The organism is Herbidospora sakaeratensis (genome assembly GCF_001570525.1).
GTDB classification, from domain to species: domain Bacteria; phylum Actinomycetota; class Actinomycetes; order Streptosporangiales; family Streptosporangiaceae; genus Herbidospora; species Herbidospora sakaeratensis.
On the sequence record NZ_BBXC01000024.1, the window covers coordinates 52411 to 74105 of the forward strand.

General features: G+C 69.7%; 19 protein-coding genes, 1 tRNA gene and 1 riboswitch. Of the genes, 7 read left to right on the forward strand and 13 right to left on the reverse strand.

The genetic code is table 11. The features are described 5' to 3' along the window. Positions 1 to 28: 28 nt before the first annotated feature. From pknB to AW271_RS34100, 7 genes are all read right to left on the reverse strand, one after another. The gene (gene pknB, locus AW271_RS34070) at positions 29 to 1930 is read right to left on the reverse strand and encodes a Stk1 family PASTA domain-containing Ser/Thr kinase (RefSeq protein ID WP_062341757.1); all 1902 of its coding nucleotides are present in this window, start codon (positions 1928 to 1930) and stop codon (positions 29 to 31) included. Between the two features lie 64 nt (positions 1931 to 1994). Next, a complete protein-coding gene (locus AW271_RS34075; RefSeq protein ID WP_062341759.1) occupies positions 1995 to 3341 on the reverse strand; it encodes a serine/threonine-protein kinase in 1347 nt (448 codons plus the stop codon). Then, positions 3338 to 4801 carry a peptidoglycan D,D-transpeptidase FtsI family protein gene (locus tag AW271_RS34080; RefSeq protein ID WP_062341761.1) on the reverse strand — a complete coding sequence of 488 codons (1464 nt, stop codon included), beginning with the start codon at positions 4799 to 4801 and terminating at the stop codon, positions 3338 to 3340. The genes AW271_RS34075 and AW271_RS34080 overlap by 4 nt, the downstream gene beginning before the upstream one ends. Beyond that, positions 4798 to 6147, reverse strand: a complete 1350-nt coding sequence (locus AW271_RS34085) for an FtsW/RodA/SpoVE family cell cycle protein (protein WP_062341763.1) — start codon at positions 6145 to 6147, stop codon at positions 4798 to 4800. The genes AW271_RS34080 and AW271_RS34085 overlap by 4 nt, the downstream gene beginning before the upstream one ends. Before the next feature lie 35 nt (positions 6148 to 6182). Beyond that, on the reverse strand, positions 6183 to 7493 hold the full coding sequence (locus AW271_RS34090) for a Stp1/IreP family PP2C-type Ser/Thr phosphatase (protein ID WP_062341765.1): 1311 nt from the start codon (positions 7491 to 7493) through the stop codon (positions 6183 to 6185). Continuing rightward, positions 7490 to 7963 (reverse strand): FHA domain-containing protein FhaB/FipA, encoded by a 474-nt coding sequence (locus AW271_RS34095; protein WP_030455205.1) that lies wholly within the window; start codon positions 7961 to 7963, stop codon positions 7490 to 7492. The genes AW271_RS34090 and AW271_RS34095 overlap by 4 nt, the downstream gene beginning before the upstream one ends. A gap of 17 nt (positions 7964 to 7980) precedes the next feature. Further along, positions 7981 to 8724 carry an FHA domain-containing protein gene (locus AW271_RS34100; protein WP_030455206.1) on the reverse strand — a complete coding sequence of 248 codons (744 nt, stop codon included), beginning with the start codon at positions 8722 to 8724 and terminating at the stop codon, positions 7981 to 7983. Positions 8725 to 8832: 108 nt separating this feature from the next. On the opposite strand from AW271_RS34100, the gene AW271_RS34105 reads away from it, so the two are divergent. Beyond that, positions 8833 to 8915 (forward strand) — tRNA-Leu (locus AW271_RS34105). A 391-nt stretch (positions 8916 to 9306) separates the two neighbouring features. Here the strand turns inward: AW271_RS34105 and AW271_RS34110 are convergent. Both AW271_RS34110 and AW271_RS34115 read right to left on the reverse strand, forming a co-directional pair. Further along, positions 9307 to 10305 (reverse strand): hemolysin family protein, encoded by a 999-nt coding sequence (locus AW271_RS34110; RefSeq protein WP_062341768.1) that lies wholly within the window; start codon positions 10303 to 10305, stop codon positions 9307 to 9309. Beyond that, positions 10302 to 11723: a hemolysin family protein gene (locus AW271_RS34115; RefSeq protein ID WP_062341769.1), complete on the reverse strand. Its 1422-nt coding sequence runs from the start codon at positions 11721 to 11723 to the stop codon at positions 10302 to 10304. The genes AW271_RS34110 and AW271_RS34115 overlap by 4 nt, the downstream gene beginning before the upstream one ends. A gap of 243 nt (positions 11724 to 11966) precedes the next feature. Between AW271_RS34115 and AW271_RS34120 the strand changes: the two genes are divergently transcribed. Next, positions 11967 to 13121, forward strand: a complete 1155-nt coding sequence (locus AW271_RS34120; RefSeq protein WP_245653334.1) for an LCP family protein — start codon at positions 11967 to 11969, stop codon at positions 13119 to 13121. Here AW271_RS34120 and AW271_RS34125 read toward each other — a convergent pair. Next, positions 13118 to 13765: a GOLPH3/VPS74 family protein gene (locus tag AW271_RS34125; protein ID WP_062341771.1), complete on the reverse strand. Its 648-nt coding sequence runs from the start codon at positions 13763 to 13765 to the stop codon at positions 13118 to 13120. The two genes, AW271_RS34120 and AW271_RS34125, sit on opposite strands and share 4 nt — an antisense overlap. A 26-nt stretch (positions 13766 to 13791) precedes the next feature. On the opposite strand from AW271_RS34125, the gene AW271_RS34130 reads away from it, so the two are divergent. Both AW271_RS34130 and AW271_RS34135 read left to right on the forward strand, forming a co-directional pair. Then, complete coding sequence (locus AW271_RS34130; RefSeq protein ID WP_062341773.1) at positions 13792 to 14670, forward strand: Fpg/Nei family DNA glycosylase; 879 nt, start codon at positions 13792 to 13794, stop codon at positions 14668 to 14670. A 27-nt stretch (positions 14671 to 14697) separates the two neighbouring features. Continuing rightward, positions 14698 to 15021, forward strand: coding sequence for a rhodanese-like domain-containing protein (locus AW271_RS34135; protein ID WP_062341775.1), 324 nt, complete (start codon positions 14698 to 14700; stop codon positions 15019 to 15021). A gap of 16 nt (positions 15022 to 15037) precedes the next feature. On the opposite strand, the gene AW271_RS34140 is transcribed toward AW271_RS34135, so the two are convergent. Beyond that, the gene (locus tag AW271_RS34140; protein WP_157554921.1) at positions 15038 to 15535 is read right to left on the reverse strand and encodes a C40 family peptidase; all 498 of its coding nucleotides are present in this window, start codon (positions 15533 to 15535) and stop codon (positions 15038 to 15040) included. Between the two features lie 308 nt (positions 15536 to 15843). On the opposite strand from AW271_RS34140, the gene AW271_RS34145 reads away from it, so the two are divergent. The 3 genes from AW271_RS34145 (at position 15844) to AW271_RS34155 (ending at position 20248) form a co-directional block, all read left to right on the forward strand. After that, complete coding sequence (locus tag AW271_RS34145) at positions 15844 to 18165, forward strand: ThuA domain-containing protein (protein ID WP_169806441.1); 2322 nt, start codon at positions 15844 to 15846, stop codon at positions 18163 to 18165. Between the two features lie 73 nt (positions 18166 to 18238). Next, on the forward strand, positions 18239 to 18697 hold the full coding sequence (locus AW271_RS34150) for a hypothetical protein (protein ID WP_062341778.1): 459 nt from the start codon (positions 18239 to 18241) through the stop codon (positions 18695 to 18697). Positions 18698 to 18777: 80 nt separating this feature from the next. Next, a riboswitch (TPP riboswitch) is annotated at positions 18778 to 18889 on the forward strand. After that, positions 18881 to 20248: a purine-cytosine permease family protein gene (locus AW271_RS34155; protein ID WP_062341780.1), complete on the forward strand. Its 1368-nt coding sequence runs from the start codon at positions 18881 to 18883 to the stop codon at positions 20246 to 20248. It overlaps the preceding riboswitch by 9 nt. Here AW271_RS34155 and AW271_RS41280 read toward each other — a convergent pair. Beyond that, the gene (locus tag AW271_RS41280; RefSeq protein ID WP_062341782.1) at positions 20213 to 20872 is read right to left on the reverse strand and encodes a hypothetical protein; all 660 of its coding nucleotides are present in this window, start codon (positions 20870 to 20872) and stop codon (positions 20213 to 20215) included. The two genes, AW271_RS34155 and AW271_RS41280, sit on opposite strands and share 36 nt — an antisense overlap. Beyond that, entirely contained in the window at positions 20872 to 21639 is a 768-nt protein-coding gene (locus tag AW271_RS34165; RefSeq protein WP_062341964.1) for a bestrophin-like domain, read from the reverse strand. The genes AW271_RS41280 and AW271_RS34165 overlap by 1 nt, the downstream gene beginning before the upstream one ends. Between the last annotated feature and the right edge of the window lie 56 nt (positions 21640 to 21695).

Consider the following 21695-nt stretch of genomic DNA (forward strand, 5'->3'; position numbering starts at 1 on the left):
CCCCGAGTGGCGGAAACCCTTCCTGCGTTTACTGGCCGAACTCGCCGGTCCCGCCGTTGCCGCCCGTGTCGACGTCGACGCCGTCACCGGGGTCGCCCGGGTTGGTCGGGTCTTCGGTGCCGTCGGTCGGCTCGTCGCTCGGCGGGAAGTCGCCGCCCGGGTCGTCGGTCGGCGGGAGCTGCGGGTCGGTCGACGGGCCGCTGGAGACGACCAGTGTGATCGTCCGCTTCGGCTGCTGCTTCGACCCGCCGGCGGGGGTCTGGTCGATCACGATGCCGCGCGGGACCACGTCGCTCGGCTGCTCCGAGATGTTGACGTTGAAGCCCGCCTCTTCGAGCGTCTGGCGCGCGTCGTCGACCGTGAGCGTGGTGACGGTCGGGACCTCGATCAGCTCGGTCGGCAGGGTCAGCTTGATCCGGCTGCCCTTGTTGACCTCTTCACCTGCGGCCGGGTCGGACGCGATGACCGTGCCCTGCTTGCCCGAGGAACCCTTGAACTCGACCGTGAACTTCAGCCCCGCGGCCTGCAGCTCGGCGGCGGCCTCCTCGCGGGTCTTGCCCACGACGTCGGGGACCGCGATGGTCTCGACGCCCTTGGAGATGAAGAGCTTGACCTCGGTGCCCTTCTGGATGTCCTCGCCGGCCGCCGGGTCGGTGCGGATCGCCCGGCCCTTGCGGTAGTCCTCGTTGAACTCCTCTTCGACCGAGACCTTGAAGCCCTCCTTGGTCAACGCGGCCTCGGCCTCGGCCCTCGGCTGGTCTTCCACGATGGGGACCGGGACGGTCTCGACCTTGTCGCCCGAGTCGGTGGGCGCCAGGAAGGTGAGCCCGACCCAGACGAACGCGCCGATGATCAGCAGCGGGATGAGGATCCACGCGGCCGTCTTCGCGGCGGTCGCGCCGGCGCTGCTCTTCTGCCGGTGCCGGTCGCTACGGCTGGTGCGCTCCTCATCGCCGTACTCGTAGGCGGGGATGTGGCGGGTGCCCTGCGCCGGGGCGGCGCCCTGGGCGCTCGTCATGGTGCGGGTGCGGTCGGCGCCGGCGTACTGGCCGTAGTTGTTGGCCAGGGCCATCGTCTGCGGGTCCATCGGCATGCCCTGCACGGCGCGCTGGAGGTCGGCCCGCATCTCGGCCGCGCTCTGGTAACGCTGCACCGGGTCCTTGGCCATCGCCTTCAGGACGATGGCGTCACACCACTTGGGGATCTCCGGGTCGATCCGCGACGGCGGGATCGGGTCTTCGCGGACGTGCTGGTAGGCGATCGCCACGGGGGAGTCGCCGGTGAAGGGGGGCTGGCCGGTCAGCAGCTCGTAGAGCACGCAGCCGGTCGAGTAGATGTCGCTGCGGGCGTCGACGCGCTCGCCGCGCGCCTGCTCGGGCGAGAGGTACTGGGCGGTGCCGATGACCTGGGCGGTCTGCGTCATGGTGGCGGCCGAGTCGGCCATCGCGCGGGCGATGCCGAAGTCCATCACCTTGACCTCGCCGTTGCGGGTCAGCATGACGTTGGCCGGCTTGATGTCGCGGTGGACGATGCCGCCCCGGTGGCTGTAGTCGAGCGCCCGCAGGATGCCGTCGATGAGCTCGGCCGCCCGCTCGGGCATCAGCCGGCGGTCCTGGCGCAGCACGTCGCGGATGGTCCGCCCGTCGACGTACTCCATCACGATGTAGGGCACCGGGGTGCCGTCCATCATGTCCTCGCCGGTGTCGTACACCGCGATGATCGACGGGTGGTTCAGCGACGCCGCCGACTGTGCCTCGCGCCGGAATCGAGCCTGGAACGTGTGGTCACGGGCCAGGTCGGAGCGGAGGGTCTTGATCGCGACGATACGGTCGAGCCGGATGTCACGGGCGCGATAGACCTCGGCCATGCCGCCACGCCCGACGACGCCGTCGAGTTCGTATCGACCGCCGAGTAGCCGTGGCTGAGTCATTTCCTGCACAGTCCCTTGCCGTTCATCGTGGGGTGCCGCCGTTGTCCATCATCGACCCCATACGTCATGGCGTCTCCTCGTTCGGGAGGGTCGTGGCGCTTGGGGAAGGTGAGGGCATTGTTGGAGTCTCACTGGGCGTCGGAGTCTCGCTCGGCGTCGGGGTCGGGGTGGGAGTCGTCGTGGTCGTCGGCGACGGCGCGGGGCTCTTGCTCGGGATCGCCGTCTTGACAACGGTAGCCGACGGCGTGGAAATAGGCCGGGCCGACGGCACCGAGGGCGGCCGGCGGGTGGCCGGCACCAGGGGCGTGAGTGTGGTCCGCCTCGGCTGGTCGACCGGCGCGAACGTCACCTCACCACCGTCTTCGGGGGACCTCCCGGTCACCGTCTCCGGCTCGTTCGAAGTCGGTATGAATTGAATCGCCCCGAACCCGGCCGCCGCGGCCGCACCGACGGCGGCGACGACGAGGGCGGTCGTCCGCCGCCCGTTCTGGGGCAGCGGCTTGGTCGACAACGGCCCGCCCGACGGCGGGGCGCCCACCCGGTTGGTGATGACGACGCTCGGCCCGGTGAGCGTGCTCAGCGCGGCCTCCTGCGGCCCGGCCAGCGAGTCGCGCAGCACCATCGCCCGGTCGCCCAGCTCGCGGGCGCTGCCGGGACGCCGTGCGGGGTCTTTGGACAGCAGGGCCATCACCAGCGCCCGCACCCCCTCGGGCACGTCGGCCGGCAGCGGCGGCGGCTGCTCGTTGAGGTGGAGCAGCGCCACGGCCACCTGGGTCTCGGCCAGGAACGGCGGCCGGCCGGTCAGGCACTCGTAGGCCACCACGCCCAGCGAGTAGAGGTCGGTCGAGGGGGTCAGCTGATGGCCCGACGCCTGCTCGGGGCTGACGTACTGGGCGGTGCCGAGGACCGTTCCCGTCGCCGTGACCGAGGCCGATTCGAGGGCCCGGGCGATGCCGAAATCGGTGATCTTGATCAGGCCGGTGCGGGTGACCAGCAGGTTCCCCGGCTTGACGTCGCGATGGATGACGCCGGCCCGGTGGGCGGCGTCGAGGCCGCGCGACGACTGCGAGACGACGTCGAGGGTGACCTCGGCGCTCAGCTTCCCGTTGCGGGCCAGGATCGCCGACAGCGGCTCTCCCGGCACCAGCTCCATCACCAGATAGGCGAGGTCGTTCTCCTCGCCGTAGTCGAAGACCTGGGCGATGCCCGGGTCGGCCAGCCCGGCGGTGATGCGGGCCTCGGTCCGGAACCGGTCGCGGAACGCCGGATCGGCGGCCACGTGGGCACGCAGCAGCTTGACCGCGACCTCCCGGTGGAGGAGGTCGTCGGTCGCGCGCCAGACCTCGCCCATGCCGCCGATGGCGATCCGGGAGGTCAGCCGGTAACGGTTGCCGAGCAGGCCATGGCTCATTTCGAGTCGAGCACCGCCTGCATGACGTCACGCGCCAGCGGCGCAGCCGTGCCACCGCCGGTGGCGTCGTTGCCGGCGCTGCCGGCCTCGATGAAGACGCAGATGGCCGTCTGGGGGTCTTCGGCCGGGGCGAAGCCGATGAACCACGCGTGCGGCGCCGGGGCGTCGCCCGCCTCGGCGGTGCCGGTCTTGCCGGCCACCGTCACGCCGGGGATCTGGGCGCCGGTGCCGGTGCCGTTGGTGATGACCGAGACCATCATCTGCTTGAGCTCGTCGGCGACCTCGCCGCTCAGCGCCTCGGTGAGCTGTTCGGGCTTCAGCTCCTCGATGACGCTGCCGCCGGGGTCGGTGATCTTGTTGATCAGGTTCGGCTTCATCAGCACGCCGCTGTTGGCGATCGCCGAGGCGACCTGGGCCATCTGGAGCGGGGTCTGCTGGTTGTTGCGCTGGCCGATGGAGAGCTGCGCGAGCGCCGCCGTCTCCTCTTCGGGCCCGATCGTGGTGCCGGCGGTCGGCAGGTCGAACTGGATCGGCTCGCCGATGCCGAACTTGGCCGACTCCTCGCGCATCGTGTCCCACCCGAGGTCCATGCCCATCTGGCCGAACGGGGTGTTGCACGAGCGCTCCAGCGCGAACCGCAACGTCACCTCGCCGCTGCCGCACGCCGCGCCGCCGTAGTTGGGCAGGCCCGCCGTGGTGTCGGGCAGGTCGAGCACCTGCGGCGCCGGAACCGTCGTCTCGGGGTCGCGGCTGCGGTCGGCCTCCAGGAACGCCGCCGCGGTGACGACCTTGAAGGTCGAGCCCGGCGGGTAGGTCTTCTCGGTCACCCGGTTGAGCAGCGGGTCGGTGTCGTCTTCAGCCAGCTTGTTGTAGGCGGCGGCCACGTCGCCGCGGTCGGGGATCGCCAGCTCGTTGGGGTCGTAGGTGGGCAGCGAGACCATCACCTGGATGGCGCCCGTCTTCGGGTTGAGGGCCACCACCGCGCCGCGCTTGCCGCTCGCCCGCAGCTTGTCGTAGGCGACCTTCTGGGCGGCCGGAATGAGCGTCAGGTCGACGCTGGCGCCCTTCGGCGGCTTCTTGCTGACGAAGTCGATCAGGCGGCCGACGACCAGGTCGGGGTCGCTGCCGTCGAGGAACTTGTTCTCGTTGAGCTCGACGCCGCGCGCGCTCTCGGGTGCGAAGAAGCCCAGGACGTGGGCGTACATGCGCCCGTTGGGGTATTCGCGCTCGTAGCGGAACTCGGCGTCCTTGGTGTCGACCGTCTTGGCGAGGGTGGTCTTGCCGTTGTCTGCGGTGATCCAGCCCCGGTCGACGGAGTAGCGCTTGTAGAACGAGCGGGTGTTGCGGTTGTCGGTGCTGTAGTCGCCGGCCTTCACCGCGCCCAGGTAGTTCACGTTGATCATGAGCAGGCCGAACATGACCATGCAGGCGACGGCCGCGCGTTTGAGGGTGCCGTTCATCGCGTGAACACCTGGGTGAGTCCTTCGTTCTGGATGGCCTGGGGCGGCGGGCGTCGAGCCGCGTCCGACATGCGTACCAGCAGGGCGATAAGGATCCAGTTAGCCAGCAGGGCCGAACCGCCCGCCGACATGAACGGGGTGACGAGTCCCGTGAGGGGGATCAGCCTGGTCACGCCGCCGACGATGATGAAGACCTGCCAGGCGAGGATGAACGACAGACCACCCGCCAGCAGCTTCGAGAACGGGTCTCGGGCGGCCAGGGCGGTGCGCAGGCCGCGCTGCACGATGAGGGCGTACACCATCAGCAGCGCCATCAGCCCGGTCAGGCCGAGCTCCTCGCCGACGACGGCCATGATGAAGTCGGAGAACGACAGCGGGATCAGGTTGGGGAAGCCCTCGCCGAGGCCGGTGCCGAGGATGCCGCCGGAGCCGAACGCGAACAGGCCCTGCAGCAGCTGGAAGCTGCCGCCCAGTTCACGCTCGTAGAACTCGGGGTCTTCCGGGTGGAGCCAGACCTCGAAGCGCGCCTGCACGTGGTCGAACAGCTGCCCCGCCAGCACGGCGCCGCCGATGAACAGCAGGATGCCGATGAGCACCCAGGAGGTGCGCTGGGTGGCGACGTAGAGCATCACGATGAACGTGCCGAACACCAGCAGCGAGCTGCCCAGGTCTTTCTGGAGGATCAGCACACCGAGGCTGAGCCCCCACGTGACCAGGACGGGCCCGAGGTCGCGGGCGCGGGGCAGGTCGATGAAGAGCAGCCGCCGTCCGGCCAGCGCCAGCACGTCACGCTTGGCCACCAGGTAGCCGGCGAAGAAGATGACCAGCGCCAGCTTGGAGAACTCGGCTGGCTGGATGGTGAACGGGCCGACGCCGATCCAGATGCGGGCGCCGTTGATCTCGCGACCGACGAGCGGCAGCAGCGGCATGATCAGCAGCCCGAGGCCGATGAAGCCCATCGTGTAGGTGAGGCGCTGCAAGGCCCGGTGGTCCTTCAACACGATCAGGGTCGCGGAGAACATCACCACGCCGAGCGCGGTCCACATGAGCTGGTTGGTGGCCGAGGCGCCGCCCTGGCCGGTCTGCTCGATCCGGTAGATGATCACCAGGCCGAGCCCGTTGACCAGCGTCACGAGGGGGAGCAGCAGGGGATCTGCCCAGGGGGCCCATTTCGCCAGCACGCCGTAGGCGGCGAACATCAGCGCGGCCAGGCCGAGGCCGTAGGTGAAGGTGCCCGAGGGGATCTGACCGTTGATGCCGAGGCCGACGCTCGCGTAGGCGCCCATCACGACGACGATCGCGAAGGCGAGCATGACGAGCTGGGCGCCCCGCCGCTTGGCGGTCATCGGGACGGCCGGCGCCTCCGCTACGGGTGCGGTGGTCACGACGGCGTTTCCGAGCTGTCGGCCGGCTGGTCGGCGGGGCTCTGGGTCGGGCTGGGGGACGCGTCGGGCGTCGGGCTCTCGGTGCCGCCGGTGAGGGCGGCGATCTTCGCCTTGCCGGCGTCGACGTCGTTGACCATGATCCCGCTCATCACTTTGTCCTGTTCCACCTGCGGGAGAGCCGAGACCGACAGGTCGGAGGTGTGGACGACGTGCTTGAACGAGACGAAGCCCAGGTCGGCGTCGACCCCCTGGAACACCACCAGGCGGCCTTGATCGGCGCCGACGTAGAACTGGTTCTGGGTCCACTGGTAGCCGAAGTAGCCTCCGGCTCCCAGGACGCCGACCACGACGACCAGTAACGTCGTGACGACCGGCCAGGTGCGCCGCTTGCGGGCGGCCCGGCGGCCGGAGGCCGCGAGGGCCTCCGGCGCGGGTCGGTCGTCGAGATCGAGGTCGACGATGACCGGCTGGGGCGCGGTCACCGTCGTGGCCCGGCCGGCCGGGTTGTCGGGCGGTGCCGAACGGACGCGTCCGGAACCGGCCGCCCCGACCACCGCCGCCGCGTGGCTGAGCGGCTGCACGTCGTCGGTCTCGATGACGTCGGCCACCACGCAGGTGATGTTGTCAGGTCCGCCGCCGCGATTGGCCAGGTCGATGAGCTGGCGTACCACGTCGTCGGGATCGTCGATGGTGGAGAGCGTGTGATGGAGTGTCTCGGCGCTGACGACGGTGGACAGGCCGTCCGAGCACAACAGGTAGCGGTCGCCGATCTGGGCTTCCCGGTCCTGCAGGTCGGGGTCGACCTCGCCGCTGCCGTCGAGGGCGCGGAGAAGGATCGAGCGTTGCGGGTGGTTGGCGGCCTCTTCCTGGGTGATGCGGCCGTCGTCCACCAGCGACTGCACGAGCGTGTGGTCGTGGGTGATCTGGTAGAGCTCACCGTTGCGCAGCAGGTAGGCCCGCGAGTCGCCCACGTGGACGAGCGCGAACCTGGTGCCGTTCCACAACATGGCGGTGAGCGTGGTCCCCATGCCCTTCAGGCTGGGATCGCGGGCCACCATCATGTGGAGCTGGTGGTTGGCGTCGCGGACCGCGGCCTCGATCGTGCCGACCAGGTCACTCCCGTAGGCGTCCCGGTCAAGGGACGACAGTGCGGCGATGGCGACCGAGGAGGCCACCTCACCGTGAGCGTGCCCGCCCATGCCGTCGGCGACGGCGAGCAGGCGGCCGCTGGCGTACGCCGAGTCCTCGTTTCCTTCACGGAGGAGGCCGACGTCCGAGCGGGCGGCGTATCGGAGTGCTGTTGTCATTTGCGCAATTCGATGACGGTCTTGCCGATGCGGATCGGAGTCCCGAGAGGCACCGGCGTCGGGCGGGTCACTTTGGAACGGTCGAGGTAGGTTCCGTTGGTCGAGCCGAGGTCTTCCACGATCCACTGGCCGTCCTGGGGGAAGAGCTGGGCATGGCGGCTGGACGCGTAGTCGTCGCTGAGGACGAGCGTCGAGTCAGTGGCCCGGCCTATCGTGATCGGCTGTTCGGTGAGGTTGATGATGGTCCCTTGCAGGGGGCCACCTGTGACGACCATCTGACGTGGCTCCCCCCTCTTGGGCTTGGCAGGAATATTCTTCGCCGGTTTCGTGGGCAGCTTCCGGGGATTGGCGGAAGGAGCCGTTCGCGGACCGAACAAGTCTGTCCGGATCACGCCGACCGCGGCAATGACGAAGAACCAGAGCACCGCCAGGAAGGCGAGCCTGATCAGCAGCAGCGCGAGCTCGGACATGGACCGTTTGTCTACCTTTAATCGCGTCTGAACACCAGGGTCGTGCGCCCCAGTGTCACCCTCGTCCCGTCTTGCATCTCGATCCTGCGGACCGGCTGCCCGTTGACGAAGGTGCCGTTCGTGGAACCGAGATCAACCAGAACGACCTGCTGACCCTCGACCCGTAGCTCGGCATGATGCCGCGATACGCCCGGATCCACCAGCCGTAGATCACAATCGGTCCCCCGGCCCAGCAGAGTGACCGGTGTGGTCAGCTCGTAGGACCGCTGGCCCTGCGGGTCGTCCTGGGTGGACACCAGCAGGCGGGGCCGGCCGCCGAACGCGCTGCTCTTGCGAGCCGCGGGCACGTCGCTGACCGGCTGTCTGATCTCGTCTTGCTCGACCGTCGCGCCGCGGATGACCCCGGACCTGATCCGGAACAGCCCGACCGCTAGGTCTTCGGCGATCTCGAAGCGCACCCGGACGGGTCCGACGAACGAGTAGCCCTGCTCCTTGGCGTATTCCCGAGCGAGGTTGGCGAGCTCGTGGCTGATGCTGTCGGCATAGACCTCGAGCCGCTCGTTGTCGGTCGTGGACAACTCCACCACGAAGTCGTTGGGCACGAGCGTTCTGCCCTGAGCGACGATCGCGGCACGGTCGTCCATCTCCCTCTGCACCGCGCTGGCGACCTCTACGGGCTGAAGGTCGGACTTGAACGCACGTGCGAAGGCCCCCTCAACCAAACCTTCGAGCCTGCGCTCGAAGCGCTGAAGGACTCCCACCGGGTACCTCCCTTCCTCCATCGTCTACACGGATCGTATCCGGGTTCAGTGGCACTGGCGGATCCGTGCTAACCTTTCCAGGCAGCCGAAAAGAGGCGCACCCGTAAGGGGCAAGTGGCGGAATGGCAGACGCGCACGGTTCAGGTCCGTGTGTCCGAAAGGACGTGGGGGTTCAACTCCCCCCTTGCCCACAGAGAATCGACCTCGCTGGTCGGAAGGATCACCTTCCACCTGCGGGGTTTTTTCGTTGTGGGGCATAACGTCCCTGATGGCACGGCGGATCCTCCGTAGTCTGAACGGCGTTGATCCATATTCTCCGAAGCGCGGCTTTCAAACCGCTTGCACCCGGGTTCGGATGAAAAAGTTTGCCCGAAGTCTCGTCATGCGAGACCGAATGTCCCGGAATACGGGCCGCTCCCTGTTACAGGAGCGACCCTTGGGGCAGGCGGGGGCGCGTACGCGTGAGACGCGAGGGCGCGCCCCCGTCTGGACTGAGGAACGCAGGAGAGCGAAGCGAACCGGAGTGACGAGGGAAGACGGGGGCTGAAAGCGCCCGAGCCGCCGTGCCGGAGGCACGGCGGGCTACACCGTGAGAAGCTCGCCGATCAACGACGTCACGCTGATCTCGCCGACGACCTCGCCTCGTTCGTCGACCACCAGGCCGAGTTGGGCCCGCGCGTCCTGAAGCGCGGTGACCGCGTCGGGGATGGGGGTCGAGACCTTCAGGGTCGGTACGGGCGTCGCCAGCTCCCCTGGGGTCATGTCGGGATGGACCAGGCTGTCGCGGACGTGCAGCACGCCTCTGACGCCCTCGGGAGAGGTCACCAGCATGCGCAGCCGGTTGGCCGCCACCGCCGTCTTGTGTACCCGGTCGGCCGGGGCGTCGGCGGCGATGGTGACCGCGTCGGCGAGCGGCGTCATCAGGCGTTCGACCGGCTGGTTCTGCACCCGCAGCGCCCGGGTGAGCAGGTCGTGCTCATCGCGGTCGAGCATGCCCATCCGGCCCGACTCGGCCACCAGCACGGCGAGCTGGTGCGGCGTGCGGGCGGTGGCCAGTTCGTCGCGGGGGCGGACGCCGCACAGGCGCAGCAGGCCGTTGGTCAGCCCGTTCAGGCTGGCCAGCAGCGGGCGGGCCAGCCAGACGAAGCCGCGGAACGGCAACGCCAGGGCCAGCGCGGCCGGCTCGGGGTGGGTCAGGGCCAGCGACTTGGGCGCCATCTCCCCGACCACCATGTGCAGGAAGGTGACGATCCCGAGGGCGAGCACGTACGAGAGCGCGGTGCCCACACTCTCGGGCAGGCCGCCCAGGACCGGTTCGAGCAGGTGGTGCAGCGCCGGTTCGGTCACCATGCCCAGGCCCAGCGAGCAGAGCGTGATGCCGAGCTGGGCGCCGGCCAGCATCAGCGAGAGCTGGCGGCTGCCCCGCAGGGCGGCCCTGGCGGCGATCCGGGCGAACGGACCGGAGGCCGCCTCTTCGAGGCGGTGACGGCGGGCCGAGATGACCGCGAACTCGGCGGCCACGAAGAACCCGTTCAGCGCCAGCAGCACGACGCCGAGCAGGAGCGCCATCGTGGAGCTCACACCGGCCTCCCTTGGAAGAGGGCCGAGAAGAGCTCGGGCGCGTAGTCCTGCGGACCGGTGTTCTCGTGGGCGGACTCCTCGGCGGCCGGCTCGGCGGCCGGGGTCGCGATCGCCAGGCGGATCATCTGGGGCACCCGCCGGTGCACGTCGAGCACGGTCAGCAGCGCGTGGCGCGGCTCCTCGTCGTCGTCGAGCAGGTCGTGCTCCTCGACGGTCCCGACGGTCACCGCGTCGCCGGGCTCGGCCATGCGGCCCAGCTCGGCCAGCACGAGGCCGCCGATGGTCTCGTAGCCGTCGTCCTCGGGGAGGGTGACGCCGGTCGCGCGCTCGACCTCGTCGATGCGCAGCGTGCCGGGCACGTCCCAGGAGCCGTCGGGGTTGACGGTGACGCCGAGGGGTTCGGGGTCGTTCTCGTCGACCAGTTCGCCGACGAGCTCCTCGGCCAGGTCTTCGATCGTGACGACGCCCGCGAGGCCGCCGTACTCGTCGATGACGCAGGCGAAGGTGCCGCCGGACATGCGGGAGAGCAGCACCGGCACGGGCAGGGTGGCCGGGACCAGCAGCGGGGTGCGCATGATGCCGGCGATGGTCGCCTCGCCCTCGCGGCCCAGGTAGTCGAGCAGGCCGACGACGCCCACGACGTCGTCGGTGTCGCTGCCGAGCACCGGGTAGCGGGAGTGGCCGTGGTCGCGTACCGCGTCGACCAGGGACGACACGGGCGTGTCGGCGTGCAGCGAGACCACGCGGGGGCGGGGGACCATGACGTCCTCCGCGGTGCGGTCGCCGAAGTCGAGGGCGCGCTCCAGCAGGTCGGCCAGCCGGGGCGGCAGGTCGCCGGCCTCACGGGAGTCGTCGACGATGCGGTGCAGTTCCTCGGGGGTGGCGCCGTGCTCGAGCTCCTCGACGGGCTCGATGCCGAACAACCGGACCAGCCGGGTGGCGGAGCCGTCGAAGAACCGGATCAGCGGCCCGAAGATCTTCAAGTAGAGCAGGGTCGGGCGGGACAGCCACATGGCGACCGGCTCGGGCCGGGCGATGCCCAGGTTCTTGGGCGCCAGCTCGCCGAGGATCATCTGGATGATCGTGGCGATGGCGACGCCGATCGCGACGCTCACCCCGGGAACGGCGCCCGGCGGCAGCCCGAGGTCTTCGAGCGGGCCGCGGAAGGAGACCGAAATGGCCGGCTCCGCGAGGAAACCGACCAGCAGGGTGGTCACGGTGATGCCGAGCTGGGCGCCCGACAACATGAAGGAGAGCCGGCCGGTGACGTCGAGGGCCCGGCGGGCGGCGGGGTTGGTGTCGGCCTGCTGGCGCAGCAGCGCGCGGTCGGCGGCGACGTAAGCGAACTCCTGGGCGACGAAGAAGCCGGTCGCCAAGGTGAGGAGCAGGACGGCGAGGAGGCCGAGGGCGATGGTCATCTCATCGCCTCACGTGGACCCGTGCCAAGGCACGGGCCGGTACTCCAGGGGTCCGAAACGGACACGACGGTCCTTTCAACTAGGGGTGCTTCAACCGTAACGGGCGAGCTGCCGATGATGTTTCCCGGATCGGATCTGTGTACTTTTCCATAGGAAAACCTTGATAACGGGCCCGCCCCGGGGGGTCGGATCGGCGTACCGTCAAGGCAGAGTCAGATGTCGGCAAGCGGGGGGTAGAGGAACGTGGTTGAGGACAACGAGCCGACGCGAATGGTGCGGCGGCCGCTGGAGCCTCCGGCCTACCCGGTTCGCGAGCCGGAAGTCAAGGGACCCGAGCCCAAAGGCCGTTCCAAGGTCTACGGCAAGCCCCGCAAGGGCGACTCACCGGTCAGGATGTTCGACGGCGGGAACGAGCCAAGGGCCGAAAAAGGCCCGCGCAAACCGCGCCGCATCGGCCGGAACATCGCCATCGGCCTGGCCGTATTCCTCTCGCTGGTGCTGATCGGGGTCGTGGCGCTGTTCTTCAGCGTCCAGGGGAAGATGAACAACGTCGACGCCTTCACCGACTACGACGGGCGGCCGGCCGAAACGCCGGGGCAAGACTGGCTGCTGGTCGGCTCCGACAGCCGGGCCGGGCTGAGCGCGGCCGAGAAGAAGAAGCTGCGCACCGGGTCGGCGGTCGGGCGGCGTACCGACACGATGATGTTGCTGCACATCCCCGACGGCGACGGCCGCCCCACGCTGGTCAGCCTCCCGCGTGACTCCTACGTGCCGATCCCGGGCAACGGCAACGGCAAGCTCAACGCGGCCTACGCCTTCGGCGGCCCCAAGCTGCTGACCCAGACGGTCGAGCAGGTCACCGGCATCCGCGTCGACCACTACATGGAGATCGGCTTCGGCGGCTTCGTCGGCATCGTCGACGCGGTCGGCGGCGTCGAGATCTGCCCCAAGCAGGCGATCAAGGACCCGAAGGCGGCCCTGAACATCAAGAAGGGCTGCCAGGTCATGGACGGCGGCACCGCCCTCGGCTACGTCCGCACCCGCAAGACCGGCGCCATCCCCGACTTCGACCGCACCCAGCGCCAGCGCGAGTTCTTCTCCGCCGTGGTCAAGAAGGCCGCCAGCCCCGGCACCCTGATCAACCCGTTCACGGCCGTCCCGCTGGCCAACAGCGCCGCCGAGTCGGTCGCGGTCGACCCCGCCACCGGCCCGTTCAACCTGCTCTCGCTGGGCCTGGCCATGAAGAACAACCCGGTCACCACCGCGGTCCCGATCGGCTCGTTGCCCACCATCGACGGGCAGTCGGTCGTCAAGTGGGACACGACCAGGGCGAATCAGCTGTTCGAGGCGCTGGAGGCCGACAAGCCGGTGCCGAAGAGCGCGCTCGAGAAGGGCTAACTCACGGCCGTGACGATGACGGCCGTGGTGATCACCATCAGCACGGCCGCCTCCACCGCCTTGATGGCCTCCCTGACGCCCTCCCCGACCCAGTCGCCCTCGGTGATCTCCTTCACCCGAGACTCGTCGGCGCCGGGGAACTGCTTCTTGAGCGCCTTGGCGGCGTGCATGATCCCGATGAGCACGGCGGTCCGCTCATCGGGCTCGGCGCCGTTCAGCACGCTCTCCACCCGCATCCGTACGGCCCTCTCGACGCTGCCGTCGAGCTCCGGGTACTTGACGGTCTTGAACAGGCCGAGGATCTTGCCGCGCTCCTCCGAGAGCACCCCGCCCTCCACGAGCCTGACGAGCAGCCGCTCGCGCAGCTTGGCGCCCTGCAGCTTGTCGACCCACCACTCGGGCTTGCGCACCTTCTCCTCGGCGGCGATCCGGGCCAGCGCGGCGTCGAGCTCCGGCTCGCCGACGGGGGTGTCGTCGGTGACGACGACCTTCTTGTCGGCCAGGCTCAGCCGGCCCCTGATCGACAACTCGGCCAGGAGGGCGCCGGCGAGGCCGGCGTTCAGCTCGGTGGAGCCGATCGTGGGCTGGCCCGTCGTCTCGTCGTAACCGAGAAGCAGCACGTCTTCGGCGATGATGCTGGTCATGTGCCCGTCCCTACGTAGTCTGAAGTATGCCTGAATTGCCGGAGGTGGAGTCGCTGGCCGAGTTCCTGCGGGAACGTGCGGTCGGACAGGTCGTGCAGGCCGTCGACGTGGTGGCGTTCTCGGCGCTGAAGACCGTTTCGCCGCCGATCTCCGCATTGGGCGGTCTTACCGTGACGACGGTCGCCCGCCACGGGAAGTTCCTCGATCTCGACTGCGACGGGATCCACCTCATCTTCCATCTCGCGCGCGGGGGCTGGCTGCGCTGGCGCGACGACCTCTCGGGCGCCAAGCCGGTGCGGCCGGGCAAGGGCCCGCTCGCCCTGCGGGTCAGGTTCGCACCCGACCTGCTCGGCGTCGCCCCCGGCTTCGAGCTGACCGAGGCGGGCACCCAGAAACGGCTGGCCGTCTACGTCGCGACCGCGCCCGGCGACGTGCCGGGCGTCGCCGCCCTCGGCCCCGACCCGCTGACGCCCGACTTCACCGTCGAGACGCTGACCTCGATCGTCGCGGGCAAGCGCACCCAGATCAAGGGCCTGCTGCGCGACCAGAAGATCATCGCGGGGATCGGCAACGCCTACTCCGACGAGGTGCTGCACGCGGCGAAGATGTCTCCGTTCAAGGTCGCCTCGACCCTGACCCCCGACCAGATCTCCTCCCTGTACGACGCCATCGTGGTCACCCTGAAAGAGGCGGTCGAACGGGCCCGGGGCCTGGCCGCCAAGGACCTGAAGGCCGAGAAGAAGTCCGGGCTGCGGGTGCACGGGCGTACCGGAGAGAAGTGCGAGGTCTGCGGCGACACGGTGCGGGAGGTGTCGTTCGCCGACTCCTCGTTGCAGTACTGCCCGACGTGCCAGACGGGCGGGAAACCGCTGGCCGACCGGCGGATGAGCAAACTGCTCAAGTAGGGACCAGCTGTCCCTACACTGGGGCGCATGACTCTGCGGGACGTGCAACCGACCGGTGTGCCTGACGGCGCTTACCTGCTTGACGTGCGTGAACTCGACGAGTGGCGGGCCGGCCACGCCCCCTCGGCGACCCACATCCCGCTCGGCCAGCTGCAGAACCGGGTGGGCGAGGTGCCCCAGGGCCAGCCGGTCTACGTGATCTGCCGGGTCGGCGGCCGGTCGGCCCAGGCGGCCACGTGGCTCAACCACGTGGGCTGGGAGGCGGTCAACGTCGGCGGCGGCATGCAGTCGTGGGCGGCCTCGGGGTTGCCGATGCAGAGCGAGAGCGGCCAGCCGCCCTACGTGGCGTGACTGTCGCGCTTCCGGCTCACATCCGGTAGTAGCCGAGCAGGTCGTCGAGCGCGTTCACGGGGTCGATCCGGACGATGGTCCCGGTCTTGAACGCGTTGATCATCTTGCCGTCACCGATGTAGACGCCGACGTGGTGGGTGCGCTTGGCCGTGCCGAAGAAGACCAGGTCGCCGGGGGCCGGGACGGTCGCCTCGCGCAGCCGGCGCAGGTGGTCGTCGGTGGTGCCGGGGCCCAGCACGTCGTGGTCGTAGGCGATTTCGTAGACCCAGCGGGTCAGCCCGGAGCAGTCGAGGCCGTTGGTGCGCTCGGCCGGGCACGGCTTGATGTCGCCCCGATAGCCCCTGCAGGTGCCCAGTGACGGTCCGGCGCTTCCGGCGTGGCCGCCGCCCCACGAGTAGGGGTACCGGCCGATCAGCGCGTACGCCGAAGCGAGGATCTGGGCCCGTTCGTCCGGCCGGGGAACGGACGCCACCGCGAAGACCAGGATCAGCGCCGCGATCACGGAAATTTTCATCGATATGAGCCTAAAGGTGACAGTCGTCATGCGCGGTCGACCGCCGCCTGGTCCGACGGCGCGGCGCCGCGTACTGGGGCTGATCGAGCGAAACTTTTAGGTGAAAACTTTCGTCGATGAAAATCAGAAGTCCGTAAGATCGTTGACAAATCTGTGGGACGAAGCTCACACTCTCGACATTCATCGCGTTAGGCATTGGGTCGGCACTCAGACGCGGTGGAGTTCCTGTACGACCCGAAAAGAGGAGCGACATGCCGTCCTCTCGCCCACGTCCCACCACCCGATCGTTAGCCACTGCCCTGCTGGCAGTGCCCGCTTTGCTGCTCGGCACCCCCGGTGTAGCCCTCGCCGCCGAGACCGGCGCCCCGCCCGTCCTCGACGTCGCCACGCTCTCTCCGGTCCACCCGGTCCCGAACTACAACGGGGTGGCCAACAACGCATATGTGACCTCCACGAGCACCGGCCCCGGTGGCTGGTTCACCGGCAACGAGGTCACGCTGAACCTGTCGGCGACCGACGACGACGCCGTCAACCTGTTCCGGGTGACCGTCGCGGGCGTCACCGTCGAGGTGCCGGCCGTCCGGAACGGCAACCGGGGCACCGCCGCCCACGTGATCAGCGGAGACCGCAACGGCGCCGTGAGCTACGTCGCCGTCGACGCGGCCGGCAACGCCTCGGCCTCGCGGTCGATCACCGTGCGCATCGACACCAAGCCGCCGGTGGCGGCCTGGCCCGGCATCGCCAACGGCAAGGTCGCGCACAGCGCGCTGCCCGCGTCCATCACCCCGACCCGTACCGACCCCACCCCGGGTGCGGGCGGCGCGGCGGTCCGGGACATGTGGATCGACGGCGTCTGGACCTACCCGATGCCGCTCGACCTGGCCACCCTCTCGGTGGGGCAGCACACGTGGGCCGTCAACGTCGGCGACTCCGCCGGCAACGCCGCCAAGTACACGCTGACCTTCGAGATCACCACCTCGATCGCCGACCTGCGGGCGCTGGTCCAGCGGTACGTCACCGCCGGTAAGATCTCCACGCCCAACGGCAACCGGCTGCTGGCGCTGCTGACCGAGGCCGAAGGCGGCGCGGCCGAGGCGGCGCTGGTCAAGTTCGGCGCGCTGGCCGCGAAGGTGACCCCGGCGGGCTACATGCGGGACTCGCTGGTCAAGGACGCCGCCTGGCTCGTCGAGGAGCTGCAGGGCGTCGACCACCCCGACGTCGTCACCGGCGTCGCGGTGACCGCCGGCCAGGGCATGGAACGTTACCCGTTCCGGGCTCCGGGCGAGGCCGTGCGGAACAACCGGCCCAAGTTCAAGATCCTGCTGTTCGGCAACCGTCCGGGCGCCTTCCGGCACGAGCACATCCCGCTGACGATGGCGATGATCCAGGACCTCGGCCGGGCCAACTCCTTCGACGTCGACGTGTACGACTACCTCAGCCCCGAGGTGTCCGTCGCGGGCAACCCGTTCGAGAGCGCCGAGCGCCTGTCGCAGTACGACGCCCTGGTCGGCGTCTCCAGCGTCGGCAACGACGTGTTCGTCACCAACCGGCCGTCGACGACCACCCCCGGCGCCACCGTCGACGAGCAGGCCGCGCTGCAGACCTACATCCGCAACGGCGGCGGCTTCGTCGCCATCCACGGCGCGACCGACTCCATGCACAACTGGGACTGGTACAAGAACCTGGTCGGCGGCGAGTTCGACAACCACGGCTCCAACGCCGGCGGCATCCAGAACACCTGCGGCGGCTGCGTCATCGGCGAACTGGTCACCGAGGACGACACCCACCCGTCCACCCGTCACTTCGAGAAGAAGATGCCGGTCATGGACGAGCTCTACAACTGGCGGGGCTTCCTCCCCCGCGAGAAGGTGCACGTCCTGCAGACGCTGACCGAGTCGACGTACGTGTCGGGCATCGGCAACAGCGCGGGCCGCGTCGAGGGCCCCGACCACCCGATCTCGTGGTGCGCCAATTACGACGGCGGGCGTTCGTTCACCCAGGCGCTGATGCACAACTGGAAGAACACCGCCGACCCGATCTTCCAGAAGAACATCCTGGAAGGCATCAAGTGGGCCGCCGGCGCCACCTCCGGCAACTGCGTCACCCACGTGGAGATGCGCGCCCTGGTCGCCGCCGGGACGGCCGACGGCTCCATCGACACCGGTCTGGCCGCCACGCTGACCGGCGCGATCGACGCCTCGTACAACGCCTACCTGGTCAAGGACTACGTCGAGGCCATGGAGCAGGCCAAGGTCGTCCGCCGCGAGGTGAAGGCCAACCTGCCCGGCGTCGACAACACCCCCATCCGGGAGCGCGCGAAGGAACTCGCCGAGTGGATGAAGGTGCTCGCCGACGACGCCGTCATCCTGCGCTTCACGTCGGAGCCCGTGCCGGCCACCCACAGCGCCGGTGACGACGCCGTCTTCGCGGCGCCCGCCGAGGGCCAGAACGTCGCCTACCAGTGGCAGGTCAAGGCGCCCGGGGCCGACTGGGCCGACGTGCCCGGCCAGACCTCGTTCGCGATCGCCCTGGCCGTGACGCCGGAACTGGACGGCTCGGAGTACCGGGTCCGCGCCACCGACCCGACCGGCGAGATCGTCTCGCGCTCGGCGGTCCTGCGGGTCAGCTGACCCGTCCGCTACACCACCGGTGGCCCGAACCGCTTCGGGCCACCGGCCTGGCGATCCATCAGGAGTGAACTCAATGCGCCGCCGTCTCATCCCGGCCGTGGCCGCGCTCGTGTTGTGCGCCGCGTGCGGGACCCCGGCCGATTCCGCGGCGGGGGCGGTCACCTGCGAATCAGGCCCCCGTACGTCTCTGGCCACCCCCGGCGACACCCAGTGGCGCCACCCCGACCAGTCGTTCTACGCCCCGGGCGACCCGAACGTGCCCAGCGGCGGCAGCCTGGAGCACCTGATCGTCGGCGACAACGCCCTGATCGTCCAGTACTCCCCGGAGTTGCCCCAGCCGTCCATCGACGCGCTCCGCGAGTGGGCCGCGATGCAGACGGCGACGGTGGCCGTACCGGGAGAGACCGACCCGGTCGTCCGCGCCGTCATCGCCTCGACGGAACTCACCTGCGACGGCCTGGACACCGACCAGCTCACGGAACTGGCCCGCTCCCGCGCACCCGGCCAGGGGACCGAACACGACGCCCAATAGCGAGCACCCCGGGGGTGGTCGAACGGGTGAGCATGATGCATCATGTGGGGGCGAACCGGGCTGGTCCCGGTTCGCGACAACCTAAGAACCGCGGGAGCTCGGGCGTAACCGGGCTGAGAGGGCGACCAGCGTCGCCGACCGCATGAACCTGTCCGGGTAATGCCGGCGTAGGGAGCGTGTGTGATGACAGCCGTCGTCGATTCCGAGGCCCCCCTCACCCTGCACGAAGCTCCGCCGAAGACGCTCGGCCTGCTCGACCAGGGTGCCCTTTGGGCCAACCTCGGAGTGTCACTGCTCGGGTTCTCAGGAGCGATCGCACTCGTCAACCCCCTCGGCGACCGTCCGCTGAGCTTCGTCGCGGCCCTGGCGGCCGCCGTGGTGGGCAGTCTCATTGGCACGGCCATGGTCGGCCTGGCCGCCATCCCGGGCACCCAGACGGGTGCGCCGGCGATGATGCTGCTCAGAGGGCTTTTCGGGGCGCGGCTCTCCTATCTCCCGACAGTGCTGAACATCATCCAGATGCTGGGCTGGGGGGCCTTCGAGCTCTGGGTCATCGCCCAGGGTGCGCAGGCCATCGCGGGGCAGTTCGGCGTCACGGTGCCTTATGCGGTCTGGGTGGTCATCGCGGGGGTGATCACCACGGCGCTCACCATCAAGCCGCTGGGAGCCGTGCGCATCCTGCGGCGGTACGTCACCGTCGGCGTCGTCGTCGCGATGCTCTATTTCGCGTACGAGCTGATCTCCCGAGGGCCCTCGCTCGGAGCGGGGTCGTGGGAGGCGTTCACGCCGGCCGTCGACTACGTCATCGCGTTGAGCGTCTCGTGGGTGCCGCTGGCGGCCGACTTCTCGCGTTTCTCCCGCAGTTCGCGGGCGGCGTTCGGCGGGGTGGTCGGCGGGTACACGATCGCGCAGGTGGCCTGCCTGGCGCTGGGGATCGCGGCGCTGGCGCTGGTGGGGAACGACACGAACAAGGTGTGGGACCCGTTCGTCACCGCGTCGCTCGGCGCGGTGTTCTTCGGGATCCTGGTGCTGCGGGAGACCGACCAGTCGTTCGTGAACGTCTACTCGGTGACGATGTCGCTGCAGAACCTGATGCCGAGGGTCGACCGGCGCATTCTCTCGGTCGTCATCGGGGTGCTGGTCACGCTGCTGGCGATCTTCGTGAGCGCCGACACCTACTCGGCTTTCCTGGGCATCATCGGGGCGGTGTTCGTGCCGATGTTCGCCGTGCTGGTGGTCGACTACTTCCTGCTCGGCGGGTCGCGCGGGTGGGACACCTCCGACCACGCGCCGTCGCGGTGGCTGATGACCGTGCCGTGGCTGCTCGGGTTCGCCACCTGGTGGATGCTCGGGGCGCTGCCCGACATCGGGTGGTGGGAGGCCATCTGGACGTCGGCGCGGGAGGCCCTCGGGTTCACCCCCGCGCCCTGGATGAGCGCCGCGCTCGGCTCGTTCCTGGTCGCCGCGCTGGTCACGCTGGCGATCGGGGCCTCACGCGGCGCTCGGCCGCGACGTCTATCTGATGCGGGTGAACGCCACCGCCGCGGCTGACGCGATCACGGTCGACAACACGACCATGAACAGCACCGACTTCAGCGGGTTCTCCCGCTTCGGCGGGGTGGCCACGGCCGCGACCCTCGGCTTGCGCGGCTCCGGCGTGGCCGACGGGGTCGGCTTGGGACGCGGAGACGGCTTCTTCGTGGTCGGGGCCGGTTTCGGGAGACGTACCGGAACGACCCTGGCCGGGCGCTCGGCCCTCGGCGTCGACTCCTTCACCGGAGGAGGCGGCGGCGGGGGCGGTGGCGGTGGCGGAGGCGGTGGTGGCTCCTCGGCCGGCGGCGGTGGCGGCGGTTGCTCCACCTCCGGTTCCTCCGGCAGGGGCGGCGGCGGTTCCTCTTCGGCCGGCGGTGGAGGAGGTGGCTGTTCCTCCTCGGCCGGTGGCGGCGGCGGGGGTGGCGGCGGCGGAGGCGGCTGGTCGCACGGCGGCTGCTGGCCGACGCCGACCCCCAGCTCCACGTCGAGGACCACCCCGACCTGGACGCACACGCCCACGCCCGGCCCCACGTCGAGGCCCACCCCGATGATGTCGTCGGCCGTCGCGGCCGGGGCCGAGGCCACCGACAGGGTCGACAACATCAGGAAGCCCAGCGTGGCGGCGGTGATGCGGCTGTTCATCAGCTCAACCCCGATATGCGGCCGAACTCGGCCAGCGCGCTGGTGAACGCGTCGGGCTTCACGGCCAGCCCGCCGTCGAACACGTGGACGATGTCGAACGCCATGTAGATGCCGACCCCCAGCAGCGCCGCCATGGCCAGCATCGGCAGCAGCGCCATCCCCTTCGGCCGGGCCCCGGCCAGGAACGGGAAGACCAGCACGATCAGGCCGGTCACCACGGTCAGCACCAGCAGGATCGTCGGCGGCGTCGCCCCGGCGTCGGCGGCGCGCTGCCGCCGCGACGAGCTCAGCTGGGAGATCTGGTCCATGACGGCCGCCTTGGCGTCTTCCTGGTCTTCGCCGTCGACGATCAGACCGGACACCTGGGCGCGCAGCGTGTTGAGCCGGGTGGTGCCCTCGGCGCTGAGCTGGCCGTCGGCCATCAGCGGCCACTCCTGGTCGACCACGAAGCCGACGTAGTCGCGCAGCCCGGCCTGGATCTGCGTGGCGGCCGGCCCGGGCAGTTCGTTTGCGGCCCAGTAGGCCTCGACGGCCGACTGGCTCTCGGTGTAGGTGTTCTGGCGGGCCGAGTCGGCGGTCGTCCACGGCACGACGATCGCGATGGCGAAGACCAGCAGGAACAGCGCCGACAACATCGACCCGGCGTGACCGACCGACGGGCCGCCCGGGTCGGAGTCTTCACTTCCGGCGCCGAACCTGCGGAACAGGAACGCCGACAGTGCCACCACGGCGATCGCCGACCCCACGGCGACGATGAACCCCAGCATGACCACTCCCCACTAGTGACCTGGTGATTGCTCGGCGTGAGATTACTATCACATTG